Below are 15,843 nucleotides of genomic sequence, written 5' to 3' on the forward strand. Positions count from 1 at the left end.
ATGAGCGAAACCCTCGATCTGAGTCTGGAGGGCGTGGAGCGCCGGTCACTGGCCGACTTCACCGAACAGGCTTACCTGAACTACTCCATGTACGTGATCATGGACCGCGCCCTGCCGCACATCGGCGACGGTCTCAAGCCCGTGCAGCGGCGCATCGTCTACGCCATGAGCGAACTGGGCCTGGACGCCGACTCCAAGCACAAGAAGTCGGCGCGTACCGTCGGTGACGTGCTGGGTAAATACCACCCCCACGGCGACTCGGCGTGCTACGAAGCCATGGTGCTGATGGCGCAGCCGTTCTCCTACCGCTACCCGCTGGTGGACGGCCAGGGCAACTGGGGTGCGCCGGACGATCCGAAGTCCTTCGCCGCCATGCGTTACACCGAGGCCCGGCTGTCGCGCTACGCCGAGACCCTGCTGTCCGAACTGGGCCAGGGCACCGCGGACTGGGTGCCGAACTTCGACGGCACCCTGGACGAGCCGGCCGTGCTGCCGGCGCGCCTGCCGAACCTGCTGCTCAACGGCACCACCGGCATCGCCGTGGGCATGGCCACCGACATTCCGCCGCACAACCTGCGCGAAGTGGCCGCTGCCTGCATCCGCCTGCTGGATGAGCCGCAGGCGACCATCGTCGACCTGATGGAACATGTGCAGGGCCCGGATTTCCCCACCGAAGCGGAAATCATCACCCCGCGCGCCGACCTGCAGAAGATCTACGAAACCGGCCGTGGCTCGGTGCGCATGCGCGCCGTATACCGCGTCGAGGACGGCGATATCGTGGTCACCGCGCTGCCGCACCAGGTCTCCGGGGCCAAGGTGCTGGAGCAGATCGCAGGGCAGATGCAGGCCAAGAAGCTGCCGATGGTGGCCGACCTGCGCGACGAGTCGGACCACGAGAACCCGACCCGCATCGTCATCATCCCGCGCTCCAATCGCGTGGACGCCGAAGAGCTGATGACCCACCTGTTCGCCACCACCGACCTGGAAAGCTCGTACCGGGTGAACATGAACGTCATCGGCCTGGACGGCAAACCCCAGGTCAAGGACCTGCGCCAGGTGCTGAGCGAGTGGCTGACCTACCGCACCGACACCGTGCGCCGCCGCCTGCAGTTCCGCCTGGACAAGGTCGAGAAGCGCCTGCACCTGTTGGAAGGCTTGCTGGTCGCCTTCCTCAACCTCGACGAAGTCATCCACATCATCCGTACCGAGGACCAGCCCAAGCCGGTCCTGATGCAGCGCTTCGAGCTCTCCGAGCTGCAGGCCGACTACATCCTCGACACTCGCCTGCGTCAGCTGGCGCGCCTGGAAGAGATGAAGATCCGCGGCGAGCAGGACGAGCTGGCCAAGGAGCGCGCCAAGCTGCTGGCCATCCTGGGTTCCAACGCCAAGCTGCGCAAACTGGTGCGCGACGAACTGCTGGCCGACGCCGAGACCTACGGTGACAACCGCCGTTCGCCCATTGTCGCCCGCGCCGAAGCCCGCGCCCTGTCGGAAACCGAGCTGATGCCGACCGAGCCGGTGACCGTGGTGCTGTCCGAGAAAGGCTGGGTGCGTTGCGCCAAGGGCCACGACATCGACGCCACCGGCCTGTCCTACAAGGCCGGCGACGGCTTCAAGGTGGCCGCGCCGGGCCGCTCGAACCAGTACGCGGTGTTCATCGACTCCACGGGACGCAGCTACTCGCTGGCGGCCCACAGCCTGCCGTCCGCCCGTGGCCAGGGTGAGCCGCTCACCGGTCGCCTGACGCCGCCGCCGGGTGCCAGCTTCGACCGTGTGCTGCTGCCAGAGGACAGCGCGCTGTACGTGCTGGCGTCGGATGCTGGCTACGGCTTCGTCGCCAAGGGCGAGGACATGCAGGCCAAGAACAAGGCCGGCAAGGCGCTGCTCAGCCTGCCCAACGGCGCGCAGGTCATGGCGCCGCGCCCGGTAAATGACCTGGAACAGGACTGGATCGCCGCGGTCACCACTGAAGGCCGCCTGTTGCTGTTCAAGGTCTCCGACCTGCCGCAGCTGGCCAAGGGCAAGGGCAACAAGATCATCAGCGTGCCGGGCGACCGCGTGGCCAGCCGCGAGGAGTACCTTACCGACCTCGCCGTTCTTCCGACGGGCGCGACTCTGGTGCTGCAGGCCGGCAAGCGGACGCTCTCGCTCAAGGGTGACGACCTGGAGCACTACAAGGGCGAAAGGGGCCGTCGGGGCAACAAACTGCCGCGCGGTTTCCAGCGAGTGGACGCCTTGCTGGTAGAATCGCTGTCTCAGGACTGAAACGCGGCTCGATACATTCTGCCTCTGGAGCTGAGGCGCCGGTTAAGGGATGATACGTCCCTTTGGGTAACCGGCGCCGCGGCGCGTTGCCTGAAGTAATATTGGTTTTGTTGGAAGTAGCGCCGATATTCGGCGAATGACGGTGATCCAGATGAGCGCTTTGCGCGCCTTGGCCTATCTTTCCCTCGTCAGCCTCCTCGGGCTGGCGGGTTGTACGGTGAATCGACCGACCCAGCTGTACCAGCTGGATGCGGGTGCCGTTCCGGTTCCGGAGCGGGACAACGGTGTCGCCGTGCTCCTCGGTCCGGTGTCCCTGGCCGATTACCTGAAGCGCGAGACCATGGTCCAGCGTCAGGCCGACGGTATCCTCAACCTGTCTACCGAAGCCCGCTGGGCCGGCAGTCTCGAGACCAACGTCAGCCAGCAGCTGATGCGCCTGCTCTCGGGCGAGCTGGACAGCACCCGCCTGGCGCTGTTCCCGGAGAAGCCCGGCTTCACCCCGCAGGTCCAGGTCATGCTGACCATCAGCCGCCTGGACTCCGGCCCCAAGGAGCCGGCGGTGCTGGAGGCGCGCTGGCGTCTGCTCGACCCGAAGGGTGAACTGCGCGACAGCCGTGTCTTCCGCGAGGAAGAGGCGCATTCGGGTAGCGTGCAGGACCAGGTGCGCGCGCAGGGCGACCTGCTGCGCAAGCTGTCCGTGCAACTGGCCCGAGACGTGCGTCCGGTCGCCGCGGCGGTTGCCGAGCAGCAGGCCGCGCCGCCGCGCAAGCCGGCAGTGGCTAATACCGAACAGGCGGCCAAGCCCAAGGAAGAAGGTCCGAAGATCCCGCTGGTGGTGCCGATCCGCACCGATGTCGAGGTCTACCGCTTCTAAGCCGACTCTCGCGATCGCAGCCTTCACGGCCCGCCGAGCATAGCTTTGCGGGCCGTTTTGCTTCTGCCGTGGCCGGTTTTGACATCTTCTTGACGGCCCCTGTGGTATCTACGGGCGCTTGTGCAGGTTAATGGCGCCCGGACGTTTTCCGCGCGGAACCTGCGAGAGACTCGCGCGTGTCGTCACTCCCTCAACTTTCCGGTGTTCAGGCGGAATCCGCCCTGAGTCGTCAGACGCTTTGCGTGATGCTGGCGGCGCTGGTGCTGTTCCTGCTCGGTGTGCAGGGCGATGCCTTCGTCGGCTTCGACTCGCGCTTCGTGCTGTTTGCGCGCGAAATGCTGCGCCACGGGCCGGGCTGGTTTCCGACCACCTACGGCGCGCCCTATCCGGACTATCCGGCCACCTCGACCTTCCTGACCTACCTGCTCTCGCTGCCACTGGGGCGGGTCACCGAATTCACCGCCTGGCTGCCCACCGCACTGGCTGGGGCGATCTGTACCGGCGTTGTGTATCGCCTGGTGGCTCCGTTTTCGCGCTCCTGGGCGCTGGTCAGCGTGGCGATGCTGCTGCTGACGGCCACCTTCGTCAGCGAAACGCGGGCCGTCTCCCTTGACCTGATGGTGGCTGCCGTCGGCCTGCTGGCTTTCTACGTTGCCATCCATGCCGAGCGCCATGGCCTGCCGGGCCTGCTGCTGCGCCTGCTGCCGTTGCTGCTGGCCGGTTTCGCGCTGCGCGGCCCGTTGGGGCTGGTGGTGCCGGCGGGCATGGTGTGCAGCCAGTTGCTGCTGGACCGGCGCTGGAAGCCGCTGTTCGCCTTCTCAGCGAGCGCGCTGGCGCTGCTGGTCCTCTGCGTCTTCGCGCTGATTGCCCTGGCGCGCTCGGCGGGTGGCGAAGCCTTCGTCCAGGACGTCCTGCAGATGCAGGTGATCGGTCGTCTGGACGGCTCCGCCGGCTCCAGCGATGCGCTGTATTACTTCCGCAGTTCCCTGGGCAACTACGCACTGGCCTTCCCGTTGGCGCTGCCGGCGCTGGCGCTGCTCTGGCAGCGTCGCCACGAGCCGGCGTTCCGCCTGGTGGCGGGCTGCGCCCTGGCGGCGCTGGTGGTCATGGTCGGGCTGTCGGTGCCGCAGGCCAAGAAGGCCCGCTACATCATCGCGCTGGCGCCGCTGGCCGCCATTATTGCCAGCTACCCGTTCATGGTCGCCGGCAGCCGCCTGGCGCAGGTGCTGCGCGGCTTGCTGCGAGTGCTGTGGTTGGCCTTGCCGGTCCTGCTGCTGGCGGGTTTGTGGCTGGCCTGGAAGCGTTATCCACAGGAACTTGTCGCGCTGGGATGGCGCGTACCGGCGTGCATCGTGGTGCTCGCCGCGCTGCTGGCATTCGGCGCACTGCGCTGGCGACGTCCGCCAGCACTGGCACTGGGTGCCGCGCTCGCGCTTTGGGCCGGCTACATCCTGGTCTTCGAACCGATGGAGCACCGTCTGTACGACAGCCAGGCGTTTTCCCGCGAGGTGCTGCGCCAGCTCGACGCACAGCCCGCACCCCTGGCGCTCTATGGCATGGCGCCGGACGCGCAGGCGATCAAGCTGATGGTCAATCTCGACCGCGACCTGAAGCCGCTGTTCCTCGACCGCCCTGAGCAGTTGGCGGCGCAGGGCGGCCCGTTCTACCTGATGATCCAGGCGCGCGATGCCGAGCGCGTAGCCGCCACCCTGCCGGCGGCCTCCCAGCTGTTGTTCGAAGGCAGTTTCGACAAGGAAACCTTCCGCCTGCTGCGCCTTCCCGGAGTGGGCTCCAAGCCGTGATGAAAGCACTGACACCCTTGCTTGCCGGCTGCCTGTTGCTGGGCGGCTGCGGCGATTCCGATACCCAGGATGTGGTCGAGCGGGACCAGGCGTTCTTCCGCCAGCACCCCTTGCCAGCGCTGGAGATCGCCTCCGGCGGCGGCAGCTTCGTGCTGCCCTTGTTGCCCGATACCCAGTTCTACGCGGAGAACAATCACCGCAAGCGTCACCTGTTCCGCAGCGAACAGCGCTTCCCCGACCTGCCGTACCAGCCGGCGCTGGCGTTCTTCGCGCAGACTTTCTGGCTGGCCAAGTACGCCGAGGTACTGCAGGTCCCGCTGGTGGTGCACCTGGGCGACGTGGTGGAAAACGCCGGTGTCGCCACCCAGTGGCAGACCGCCAGCGGCGCCATGCGCACGCTGGAGGAGCGCGGCGTGCCCTATAGCATCGCCACGGGCGAACGTGACGTACACGAAGAGGCCAGCACGGATGACCGTCGCTCCTTCCTCGACCGCTTCGCGGATCACTTCGGCCCCGAGCGCGCCGCCTGGCAGAGTACCTACGTCGGCAGCGACCCCAAGGGCCTGAGCCAGGTGCACCTGTTCCAGCGCTACGGCCAGTCGTTCCTGCTGCTGGCGCTGGACTGGAGCCCCTCCGAGGCCACCCTGGCATGGGCGCAGAAGGTCATCGACGAGCATCCCCATGTGCCGGTGATTCTCGCCTCGCACAGCATCCTGCGGCGCAGCGCCGGAGGCGTGGCGGAGCTGTCCCGCGAAGACAACGCCAGCGGCGCACTGCTGTGGGACCGGCTGATTCGCCGTAACGATCAGGTCTTCCTCACCCTGAACGCCCATGCCGATGGCGCAGCGCACACGCGGATGCTCAACGACCTGGGGCACAGCGTGGACATGGTGATGGTCGACTACCAACACCAGTACCTGGGTGGTAACGGCCTGCTGCAGCTGCTGGAACTGGACCTGCGGCGCAACAGCCTCGCCGGTTTGTCGCTGTCGCCCTGGGTGCTGTGGAAGCGTCAGGTCTACCCGCAGGCCTACAAGCCCTGCGCGACGCCACAGGCCCTGCAGGATTGCGATCAGCTGATGCCGGAGGATTCTCCCGGCTGGGACAACCGCTTCCAGATCGAGCTGGATTACCAGGCGCGGTTCAGCAGCTTTCAGGGCTACACCGCGCAGCTGCCTTTGCCGAGCACGCAGGCGCCGTTACTGCAGCAGCTTCAGGTGCAGCTGGGCAAGCGCTGAGTCAGTCGTTGCGCCGCAGGGCGTGGCGCAGGCCGATGCCGCCCAGCGCCAAGCCCAGGCAGGGTAGCCAGACCCAGCGCGCCTCCGAGATCAGTACCTCCAGCCCGCGTGGGCTGAGGAAGCGCGACAGGCCGATGGGCGAGACTTCGATGGGGTGCAGCGGCAGGAAGTAGCGCTGATCGCTCCACGGCCAGAACCAGGCGACGCCCAGGCCGCCGTCGGTCATCGCATCCAGCACACTGTGCGACGCGGTGGCGAGTCCCACCCACAGGCCGGCCTTCAGCGGGCCGCTGCCCAGCAGGCGGCAGCACAGCGCCCCGAGCACCCCCATGCACGCCGCGAACAGCAGGGAATGGCTGAAGCCGCGATGGCCGAAGGCGTCGTTGTAGGCAATGCCCAGCTTGAAGGCGACCACGTCGAGGTCGGGCAGGCAGGCGGCGAGCATGCCGGCCAGCAGCAGGCGCGGCGGGATGAAGCGCGAGCCGAGCGCAAGACCCACGGCGAGTGCGGGCAGGGGGTGGGTAATCAGGGTGGTCATGGAATCCTTTCCACGAGGGGCCTGGCGTGGGGGTCAGGTGGTGCGCAGGGCGCGCATGCGCGACAGCTGGCGTTCGAGCATGGAAGGATAAGGTTCCTTCAGCCATTCCACGCAGCAGGCATTTTCCGGACTGGCGATAGGACGAATACGTGCGCGCTCGCGGACTTTTTCATCGTCGCCGATGGATTTCTCCACCAGCAGCAGGTTGCGGCTGTGCTGGCTCAGGGCCAGGGCATCCTGGGCGGAAGCGTCCTGCAGCAGCTCGGCCTGTTCCAGGTCGGCGACGTCCTCGCCCAGCACCAGGCCCAGTTGCAGTTGCAGGGTGATGCCGCTGTCGGCCACCTCGATCTGCAGGGCATGGCCCAGGGCACGCATCAGCTCGCCGCAGCACAGGGCATTGGTGAGGAATTCCTCGTCCTGGTCGCGACTGTGGAAGAGGATCAGGCTGCCACCGTCGCTGAGGGTGTAGAGCGTGCCCTTGTACAGGCGCGCGGCCTGCTCCAGGCAGTCGCGGTAGCGCTGCAGCAGGTCGACCAGACGGGCACGCGGCAGGCGGCGCAGCTGTTCCTGGGCGCCCAGTTGCACGGCCAGCACGGCGCTGGTGCCGGCGGAAACCGGCTCCGGCTCGGCTTCAGGTTCTTCTTCGACGCCGATCTCGTCTTCGGCTTCCTCCTCCGTCGCCGCCTCGAACTCTTCCTCGGGGAAGTCCTCATCCGTGTCAGCCTTGCGGCGCGCGGCGGGGGCGAGCAGTTCGTCGTCGGAGAAGATGTTCTCGTCGAATTCGTGTTCTTCGGCGGTGCCGGCGGCTTCCAGAGACGGCTCCTTGGCGGCGGGCTTGGCAGCCTTGGCCGGCGCTTTCGGGCGCGGCGCAGGGGCACTGACCACCGGCTCGGGGGCCGGCGGCTTCTCCGGCGCCAGGCGCGCCTGGAGCTGACGGGCAAGGTCGCCGATCTCGTTCTGCAGGCCGGCCCCCGGCGCGCTGTCGTCCGGGTCGCGCAGCCAGACGCGAAGTTGTAACAGTGGTGTGGAAATCTGCCGGCCCAGCCGCAGACCGAAGGTCAGGGTGAGCAGCAGCAGGATCAGGCTGATCAGCCCCATGCTCTGCAGGCTGACGGTCATCGGCTGCTCGAACTGGTGCATGTCGAGGCTGATGCGCAGGTGGCCGGCGATCACTTCCTGGAAGGTGATGGGCGTGGAGTACAGGCCTTCGGCGTCTCCCAGCAGGCCCTGCTTGGGCCGCGTGCCGGATTCGGCAAGGATGCGGTTGTCCACGCTGTAGATGGCGGCGTGGGCCACCAGCGGGTTCTTGGTCAGGTTGTTGAGCAGCACGTTGAGGCTGAGGATGTCGTTGGACACCAGCAACTCGGTGGCTGACTGCGCGGTCTGCGTGGTCAGGCTCTGGCCAAGGGCGTCGGCCTGCTGCTGCATGGCCTGCTTGAACTGCAGGCCCATCACGCAGGCGTAGATCACCAGGGCCGTGGCCACCAGCAGCAAGCTGTGGACAGCGATGCGCAGGGCAATCGGCACGCGGCGCTGGCGCAGGGCGTGGAAGAGCAGCAGGAAGAAATTGTCGGGCTTGACGGAGGTGGGCCGGGTCACAGCGGGCTCGGTCTTCTTTAGGGCAGATGCGGGGCAGTATAACGAGGCCCTACCGGGGGGCAAAGCGCCGCAGGCGCTGTCAAGGCGGCGAAAGTCGGCGCGGCGCGTCGATCTGTGGTGCATTCCGATCGGTGGTGCCGTCTGCTGATCAGTGGGCAGGCGGGCGAGCGGAGCATCCGCAGGCAGTGAAAGCAGGTAGAATGACCGCCTTTTTTCCATGGCGGAGACAGCGCCTTGCGCGAGATCGTCCTGATCAACATCACCGGGGAAGACCGCCCCGGCCTCACCGCGGCCATTACCGGCGTCCTGGCGCAGGGTGGCGTGAACATCCTCGATATCGGCCAGGCGGTGATCCACGACACCCTGTCCTTCGGCATCCTGGTGGAAATCCCGGATAACGAGCGGGCCTCGTCGGTGCTCAAGGACGTGCTGTTCACGGCCTACAAGCTCGACCAGCAGGTGCGCTTCACGCCGGTCTCCGAAGACGACTACCGCCAGTGGGTCGGTGGCCAGGGCAAGCCCCGCCACATCGTCACCCTGCTGACTCGCCGGGTGACCGCCGAGCAGTTGCAGCGGGTCAGCTCGATCACCGCCAAGTACGGCCTGAACATCGACCAGATCGATCGCCTGTCCGGGCGCATGCCGCTGGATATGCCGGCCGACGAGGGCAAGGGCTGCATCGAATTCTCCGTGCGTGGCGAGCCTGGTGATCCGGCTGCCCTGCGCGCCGAGTTCCTCAGCGTGGCCCAGGAGCTGAACGTCGACATCGCCTTCCAGCAGGACTCGGTGTTCCGCCGCAATCGTCGGCTGGCGGTGTTCGATATGGACTCGACGCTGATCGAGGCCGAAGTGATCGACGAGCTGGCCAAGGCCGCCGGCGTCGGCGAGCAGGTGTCCGAGATCACCGAGCGTGCCATGCGCGGCGAGCTGGACTTCCGTGCCAGCTTCAAGGAGCGTCTGGCGCTGCTGCAGGGCCTCTCCGAGGATGTGCTGGAAGAGATCGGTGCCTCGCTGCGCCTGACGGAGGGCGCCGAAACCCTGTTCGCCGAACTCAAGCGCCTGGGTTACAAGACGGCCATTCTTTCCGGTGGCTTCAGCTACTTCGCCAAGCAGCTGCAGGCGAAGCTGGGCATCGACTATGTATTCGCCAACGAGCTGCAGATCGTCGACGGCAAGCTGACCGGCGTGGCCATCGAACCCATCGTCGACGCTCAGCGCAAGGCCGACCTGCTGCGCGAGCTGGCGGCGAAGGAAGGTCTGCAACTGGAGCAGACGATTGCCGTGGGCGACGGCGCCAACGACCTGCCGATGCTTGGCCTGGCCGGCCTGGGCGTGGCGTTCCGCGCCAAGCCGCTGGTCAAGCAGTCGGCCAAGCAGGCGATCTCCACCCTCGGGTTGGATGGCATCCTGTACCTGCTCGGCTTCCGTGACCGCGAAGGCGCCTGACCTGCGCTGATCGACGTCGGAATGAAAAAGCCGCCCCTTGGGGCGGCTTTCTTGTTTCTGCCGGTCGGAATCACTCGTCCGAAGCGAAGTCGTAGTCCATCGCCTGGCTCGGCCCCTGCAGGTAGCGGCCCTGGATGTAGTTGGCGCCGGCCTGCCATAGGGTGGCCAGCGCGGTGGCGCTTTCCACCATGGGCACGATGGTCAGCTTGGCCTGGGCGTGCAGGCTGGCCATCAGGGTCTTCAGGTTTTCCTGGTTCTCCGGGACGTTCAGGTCCTGCACGTAGGAGCCGTCGACCTTCACGAAGTCGACGTTCATGTGCTTGAGCGTGTTGAACGGGTTGAGCGCACAGCCGAACTGGCACAGCGCGATCTGGCAGTGCAGCTCGGCCAGGCCCTGGCTCAGCACCTTGGCCTGGCGCAGGAAGGCGATGGCGTCCGGTTCGCTGATCTGGATGATCAGGGCGTCGGCCGGCAGGCGCGAAGCCTTGAGTGCCACGCTCAGCCACGGGAGCAGCTCCGGGTCCTGCAGGCTTGAACTGGAGAGGTGCACGAAGAGTTTGGTCTCGTGTCCCTTGGCGCGGTGCTCGGAGAGCAGCTTGATGGAGTTGAGCAGCACCCAGCGGTCGATCTTCTCGGCCAGGCCGCTGGCCTTGGCGGCGTTGAGGAAGTCAGCCGGTGGCACTTCCTCGCCCTGCGGGTTGAGCAGGCGCAGCAGCACTTCATAGTGTTCGTGGGTGTCGCCGCGCAGGCTGATGATCGGCTGGAACAGCAGGCGGAAGCTGTTCTGCTCCAGCGCCTGGCGGATGATCGCGCTGATATCGCCACGGTAGGCGGCGGCGGCCAGTTCATCGGCCGGGTTGAAGACCTTCAGGCCGTTGCCGTTCTTCTGCGCGACCTCGTCGGCGCCGCGGTGGGCGCGTTCGATGACTTCCTGGGCGCGGGTGGTCTTCTCGTCCAGCCCGGCCGTGCCGATGGACAGGGTGACCTGGGCGCTGCGGCCATGGATGTCGAACAGGTGGCCTTCGATTTTCTTCAGCAGCGCGTTGAAGCGCGGTGCGGAGTGCTCCGGGGCTTCGCCGGGCAGCAGCACGGCGAATACATCATCGCTCAGGCGCGCCAGTTGGGCCGGTTCGGGGAACTGCCCGCGCAACAGGTTGCCCAGGTCCGCCAGCAGCAGGTCGATGCTGGCGACGCCAAGGTCCAGTTGCAGCGCCTGGGCGCGGTCGAGCTGCATGTAGGCGAAGGTGGCCGGCTGGCCGGCGGTCACCGCGCGCTCCACGGCGCTGTCCATCAGGTCGAGGAAGTGGGCGCGGTTGTACAGGCCGGTGACCAGGTCCTGGCTGCTGACTTCGCGGAGTTTTTCCTCGAGCTGGGCGTTGTCGGACTCGGCGCGGATCACCACCTGGATGCACGGCTCGCCGTCGTAGGTGGCGGGCGAGAAGGTCATGCGCGCGGCGAAGGCCTGGCCGTCGCTGCGGATACCGCTGCAGGCGAGGTCGGCGTTGTCCTCGGTGGTCTGATAGCCCTTGAGGAAGTCCTTGAAATTGGCCTGGTCGCAGCCGGCGATCAGGTCGATCATCGGCATGCCTTCCAGTTCCTCGGCGTCCTCGTAGCCGAACAGGCCGACATAGGCGCGGTTGGCGTAGATGTGCATGCCGTCATGGACGTAGGTGATGGCGTCCACCGAGCTGTCCAGCAGCAGCTGGCAACGCTTCTCCGCTTCGCGCAGGGCGACTTCGGCGGAGCGGCGGGCACGGCGTTCCTCGAGGTTGGCCAGCTCGCGGTTGGCCACCAGGATCAGGCGCTCGTCCTCGCCTTGCGGCAGGGCATCCTGCGCGCCGAGGGCCAGGGCTTCGGTCACGGCGTCGGAATCAGTGCCGCTGACCAACTGGATGAAGGGAATGTCCTTGGCCTGGCGGCGAATGGCGCTCAGCGCTTCGCTCGGGTCCAGCGCCTCGGCTTCCGGAGCTGCGATCAGCAGGTCCCAGCCCTGGGGCAGGATGTCCGTCAGGTCTTCACTGGAGGTGATGCGGTGGACGCGGGTCGCACGACCGGCGTTGCGGAACAGGCTGACCAGGCGCTCGGCTTCGTTCTGCGAGTCTTCCAGGATCAGCAGGCGGATGGTTTTCTTTTCATTGGCCATTAGGAAGGCTGCTTATACCGCGCTGGACGGCAGCAAAAAGGCGACGAAAGGGAAGTCTCCGGAATCTACAGAGACTTCCACAGCGAGTCAAAGTCTTCCTCCCCACCGGGGCCACGAGCGTTCGGGGCTGTGATGGGCTTATCGCTCGACGCGCCGGTTGAATCCTGTGCCTGGTATTCGAACTGGGTGAAGCTGGCGGTGGCGGTGACCTTGCGCGTCAGGGTGGCGCGACGCTCGTCCCCATGCAGGTTGAGCTGCACGCGGTTGCCTTCCTGGAAGGGCAGGCGTGGGGTGATGACGGTGGCCGGGCGAGAGATCGCGGCAATCTCCGGCAGCAGCAGGGCGCGCAGGTACTGGCTGCCCTGCTCGGTCTTGCGCAGCAGCTGCAGGCCGCAGGGTTGGGCGAGCGGGGCGATCAGCTCGATACCCATCTGCGTGCCGCCGCCACGGACCTGACGGATCCAGCGCACCACGGCGACGCTCCAGCTGTGCTCCGGGGTGTCCTGGATGCCCAGGACTTCGCCGGCCTGCAACTGGCTGGGTATGTCCTTCGGCCAGGTCAGGCAGTAGCCGCCGGGGCTGTGGTTGACGATGCTCAGGGTATACACCGGGTAATCGTCGCGCGGAGCTTCCGCTGCCGCTCCCAGGCCAAGCCCCAAGCTGCCGTCGTCTGCCGGACGCGGCGCGGTGTACTCGATTTCCTCCAGGGGCATGCCGGGCTGCCAGTCGTTGACCTTCTGCGCATCGAAGGCGCCGGACCAGGCGTCTTTCACATCGGCCTTGAAGGTCGGTATCTGCTCCTGCACCTGGATTTTCAGCAGGTCATTGAAGTTCTTGCGACCGGCGAGGAAGTAGTGCAGGGCGCTCATGCCAATGCAAAGGGTCAGCTGGCCCTGGCCGGGGGTGCGGTGGAAGGTGCGCTCGGCGATGTCGCCCCAGGCTGCGGCGAGGTGCTGCAGCAGGTCGACGCTGACGCCCTCGGGTACCTTCAGGCGCGCCTGTGCGCGGTTTTCCGGCGGCAGCAGCAGGTATTCGCGGATCACGTCCACCAGCGGCTGCGGGTCGATGCCCAGGCTGCCGGCGAGGTCGCTTTCCTTGAACAGGGTGCGGTAGCGCGGCGGGCCATCCACCTGCGGTACCACCACGAACAGGGTGGAGGGCGCGTCGGCGGCTTGCACTTTCACCTGCGCGGCCCAGCCTTCGAGGACTTCGGCGACGCGGGCGATGTTGTTCTGGCGCATCTGGTTGCAGCGCGCCGAGCCGAGCATCAGCGCCACCAGGTAGGACTGTTCGATGGACAGCCCCTGGGCCTGGCGGGCGAGCGCGTCGCGTACCGGGGTGTTCTGCAGGCCGTGCTGGCGGGCCAGCTGGTAGAGCTGGTGGAGCTCCAGCCAGAGGTTCTCCGGCACCGGGCAGTACAGCTGCGAGGCGCGCACCAGCGGGCCGCAGAGGCTGCGGATGGCGCGCTGGATGGCGGCGGTCATGACCTGGGCGCGTTCGCGGGTGAAGCGCGAGGCTTCGCGCACGACGATCAGCTTGTAGCCGATGGCGAGGTGGTTCTGCAGGGCCTGGCAGAGGTTGGCGACCTTGCGCGGACGCTCGTCCAGGACGATGGACTGGTTGAGGAAGTGGCGTTCCAGGTTATGGCAGACGAAGTGCACTTCCGGGCGGAACAGTTCCAGCAATTGCAGACGCGTCTCGACCGGCAGCTTGAGCTGGTTGAGTTCGATCAGCCCCTGGTAGAGCTGGCGTGCCGTTTCGCCGAGGTTGGCCTTGGGCAGGTGATCCAGCCAGTTTTTCAGCTCGCGCGTGTTGGCGTTGCAGAAGCTCAGGCTCTCGTGCGTCGGGGTGGGGACACGTAGAAACTGCTGGGGACTGTTGTCCATGGTGGGAATGGTTTCTCCACAAGCCGGCTCGTTGTACGAACCGGTTGGTCATAACTGTCGGCTTTTTCCGAACTCTAGCAGCATCCGTCGCCCACCGCAGCCCATCGCCCGGATGGTGCGCGGACAGGTCACGCCAGCGGTGTTTCGCCTTTGATCTGCCGTTGCAGGGCGTTTTTCGCCGAGTCCTGCGCCGTGCTGCGTACCCAGCCGTCGCCCTGGGCGATCACCGGATGGGCAGCCCAGTCGAGCAGGTCCTGGCGGCGGCAGACGCCGGTGTTGCCCTTGCCGGCGCCGGCCACCACCTTGTAGACCACCTGGTCCTGGCGGCCGCGCTTGTCCGGATGGTCGTCGATCACCTGGCGCACGGCCCAGGCGTCGCCGCTCAGGGCATTGCTGTAGCTGGCGCCGAGCAGGACATCTTCCGGAGTCAGGCGCTGCGCCTGGGCGTGCTCCTGGGCCAGCTGGAGGATTTTCAGCAGGTCGTCGAACTGCACGTCGATGAAGGAATCCATCTTGCGTAGCGCGTGGTAGAGGTCTTCCGGAGACGGGCCGGTCGGCAGCTTGGGCGAGTCCGGCAGGCGTGCCAGCGGCGCGGGGTAGCGGCGCCAGGCGAACAGCCCGTTGAACAGGATGGCGACGAGGAGAATCAGCACCACGTTGAGCAGCACCGGGCTGAGCACGTAGTGGAAGCCCAGCGCGGTCACCGCCGGGCCGCCGGAGACCGCAGCCAGCGCGGTAGCGCCGCCCGGCGGGTGGATGCAGCGCGCGTAGTGCATGACCAGGATCGCCGCGCCCACGGCCAGGGCGGGGGTGAAAGGCTGGTCGGGAAAGAGTTTCTGGCAGATCACCCCGACGATGGCCGAGAGGACCTGGCCGCCAAGCACGGCCCAGGGCTGCGACAGCGCGCCATGGGGCACGGCGAACAGCAGCACGGCGCTGGCGCCCATGGAGGCGACGACCCAGATGGCCGCTTCGCCGGGCAGGACCCAGTGGGTGACGGCGTAAATGGCGGCGATGCCGCACAGCGCTCCGATTGCGGAGAGCCATTTTTCCAGATGACTGGTGGCATTTGCCCGCCAGCCGAACAAGTGCAGAAAGCGTTTCATGGCAGGGAATTGGCACGATGAGGCGAAAGCGTTGGCGGGCGACTCGTTGGCCGCCCGCCTTATAGGAGCGGGCGTCAGCCCTGGCGCGCGCCACCCAGGCACTCGCCCATGCGCACGGCAGTGCTGGCAGCGAGGTTTTCCGCCCAGCTGACCTGCTCCGGACCGAACAGCACGATGGCGGTGGAACCCAGCTTGAAGCGGCCCAGCTCGGCGCCTTTCTCCAGGTGGATCGGCGCGCGGGAAGCTTCGTCGTAGGAGAAGGACTTCAGCTCGCGCTTGGGCGGAGTGACCAGGCCGGCCCAGACGGTCTCGATGGAGGCGACGATCATCGCCCCGACCAGGACCACGGCCATCGGCCCGCGCTCGGTGTCGAAGATGCACACCACGCGCTCGTTGCGGGCGAAGAGTTCCGGTACCTGCTCGGCGGTCAGTTGGTTCACCGAGAACAGGCGGCCCGGCACGTAGACCATCTCGCGCAGGGTGCCGGCCAGCGGCATGTGCACGCGGTGGTAGTCCTTGGGCGACAGGTAGACGGTGGCGAATTCGCCGCCCATGAAGGGCGCGGCGCGCTCGGCGTCGCCGCCCAGCAGTTCCATCAGGCTGTAGCTGTGGCCCTTGGCCTGGAACACGCGGCCGTGCTCGATCGGGCCGAGCTGGCTGATGGCGCCATCAGCGGGGCAGAGCACGGAGCCTGCGCTTTCGTCCAGCGGACGCGCGCCGTCTTTGAGGGCGCGGGTGAAGAAGGCGTTGAAGTGCTCGTAGGCACGCAGGTCCTCGACCTGGGCTTCGCGCATGTCCACCTGGTAGCGACGGGCGAACCAGGGAATCAGGCGGTCCTTGAACCAGGGCGCGCGGCACTCCGCGGCGCAGCCGATCAGGCGCGACAGCAGGTGATGCGGCAGCAGGTACTGGGCGAGGATGAACAGACGATCTTTGAACGACATTC

11 protein-coding genes are annotated in these 15,843 nt (G+C 66.8%); 5 read left to right on the forward strand and 6 right to left on the reverse strand.

What is annotated here, in order from left to right; all coding sequences use genetic code 11:
* The 4 genes from parC (at nt 1) to IB255_RS17250 (ending at nt 6,179) form a co-directional block, all read left to right on the forward strand.
* Nucleotides 1-2,265 (forward strand): DNA topoisomerase IV subunit A, encoded by a 2,265-nt coding sequence (parC, locus tag IB255_RS17235; protein ID WP_081515511.1) that lies wholly within the window; start codon nt 1-3, stop codon nt 2,263-2,265.
* A 151-nt stretch (nt 2,266-2,416) separates the two neighbouring features.
* Entirely contained in the window at nt 2,417-3,139 is a 723-nt protein-coding gene (locus IB255_RS17240) for a membrane integrity-associated transporter subunit PqiC (protein ID WP_081515787.1), read from the forward strand.
* A 245-nt stretch (nt 3,140-3,384) separates the two neighbouring features.
* Nucleotides 3,385-4,941: an ArnT family glycosyltransferase gene (locus IB255_RS17245; protein ID WP_081515512.1), complete on the forward strand. Its 1,557-nt coding sequence runs from the start codon at nt 3,385-3,387 to the stop codon at nt 4,939-4,941.
* Entirely contained in the window at nt 4,941-6,179 is a 1,239-nt protein-coding gene (locus tag IB255_RS17250) for a calcineurin (RefSeq protein ID WP_081515513.1), read from the forward strand. The genes IB255_RS17245 and IB255_RS17250 overlap by 1 nt, the downstream gene beginning before the upstream one ends.
* Before the next feature lies 1 nt (nt 6,180).
* On the opposite strand, the gene IB255_RS17255 is transcribed toward IB255_RS17250, so the two are convergent.
* Together IB255_RS17255 and IB255_RS17260 are read right to left on the reverse strand one after the other, a co-directional pair.
* Entirely contained in the window at nt 6,181-6,717 is a 537-nt protein-coding gene (locus IB255_RS17255; RefSeq protein ID WP_081515514.1) for a metal-dependent hydrolase, read from the reverse strand.
* Nucleotides 6,718-6,750: 33 nt separating this feature from the next.
* On the reverse strand, nt 6,751-8,316 hold the full coding sequence (locus tag IB255_RS17260; RefSeq protein WP_081515515.1) for an AhpA/YtjB family protein: 1,566 nt from the start codon (nt 8,314-8,316) through the stop codon (nt 6,751-6,753).
* 234 nt (nt 8,317-8,550) lie between these two features.
* Here IB255_RS17260 and serB point away from each other — a divergent pair, with 234 nt between their 5' ends.
* On the forward strand, nt 8,551-9,762 hold the full coding sequence (gene serB, locus IB255_RS17265) for a phosphoserine phosphatase SerB (protein WP_081515516.1): 1,212 nt from the start codon (nt 8,551-8,553) through the stop codon (nt 9,760-9,762).
* Nucleotides 9,763-9,832: 70 nt separating this feature from the next.
* Here the strand turns inward: serB and IB255_RS17270 are convergent, their stop codons facing one another.
* The 4 genes from IB255_RS17270 to asd all read right to left on the reverse strand — a co-directional run bounded on the left by IB255_RS17270 (nt 9,833) and on the right by asd (nt 15,841).
* Nucleotides 9,833-11,905: an EAL domain-containing protein gene (locus IB255_RS17270; protein ID WP_081515517.1), complete on the reverse strand. Its 2,073-nt coding sequence runs from the start codon at nt 11,903-11,905 to the stop codon at nt 9,833-9,835.
* Between the two features lie 65 nt (nt 11,906-11,970).
* On the reverse strand, nt 11,971-13,791 hold the full coding sequence (locus tag IB255_RS17275; RefSeq protein WP_081515518.1) for a molecular chaperone: 1,821 nt from the start codon (nt 13,789-13,791) through the stop codon (nt 11,971-11,973).
* 128 nt (nt 13,792-13,919) lie between these two features.
* Complete coding sequence (locus IB255_RS17280; protein ID WP_151188501.1) at nt 13,920-14,897, reverse strand: HPP family protein; 978 nt, start codon at nt 14,895-14,897, stop codon at nt 13,920-13,922.
* Nucleotides 14,898-14,971: 74 nt separating this feature from the next.
* Nucleotides 14,972-15,841 (reverse strand): archaetidylserine decarboxylase, encoded by an 870-nt coding sequence (gene asd / locus IB255_RS17285; protein WP_081515520.1) that lies wholly within the window; start codon nt 15,839-15,841, stop codon nt 14,972-14,974.
* Between the last annotated feature and the right edge of the window lie 2 nt (nt 15,842-15,843).

The sequence above is a fragment of the Pseudomonas sp. PDM22 genome (assembly GCF_014851965.1).
GTDB lineage: Bacteria > Pseudomonadota > Gammaproteobacteria > Pseudomonadales > Pseudomonadaceae > Pseudomonas.

Excerpts from the sequence above, each read along its gene's own strand:
- IB255_RS17270 (WP_081515517.1), bottom strand. The coding sequence starts at position 11,905 with ATGGCCAATGAAAAGAAAACCATCCGCCTGCTGATCCTGGAAGACTCG.
- IB255_RS17250 (WP_081515513.1), top strand. The coding sequence starts at position 4,941 with ATGAAAGCACTGACACCCTTGCTTGCCGGCTGCCTGTTGCTGGGCGGC.
- asd (WP_081515520.1), bottom strand. The coding sequence starts at position 15,841 with ATGTCGTTCAAAGATCGTCTGTTCATCCTCGCCCAGTACCTGCTGCCG.
- parC (WP_081515511.1), top strand. The coding sequence starts at position 1 with ATGAGCGAAACCCTCGATCTGAGTCTGGAGGGCGTGGAGCGCCGGTCA.
- IB255_RS17245 (WP_081515512.1), top strand. The coding sequence starts at position 3,385 with ATGCTGGCGGCGCTGGTGCTGTTCCTGCTCGGTGTGCAGGGCGATGCC.
- IB255_RS17280 (WP_151188501.1), bottom strand. The coding sequence starts at position 14,897 with ATGAAACGCTTTCTGCACTTGTTCGGCTGGCGGGCAAATGCCACCAGT.
- IB255_RS17255 (WP_081515514.1), bottom strand. The coding sequence starts at position 6,717 with ATGACCACCCTGATTACCCACCCCCTGCCCGCACTCGCCGTGGGTCTT.
- IB255_RS17240 (WP_081515787.1), top strand. The coding sequence starts at position 2,417 with ATGAGCGCTTTGCGCGCCTTGGCCTATCTTTCCCTCGTCAGCCTCCTC.
- IB255_RS17275 (WP_081515518.1), bottom strand. The coding sequence starts at position 13,791 with ATGGACAACAGTCCCCAGCAGTTTCTACGTGTCCCCACCCCGACGCAC.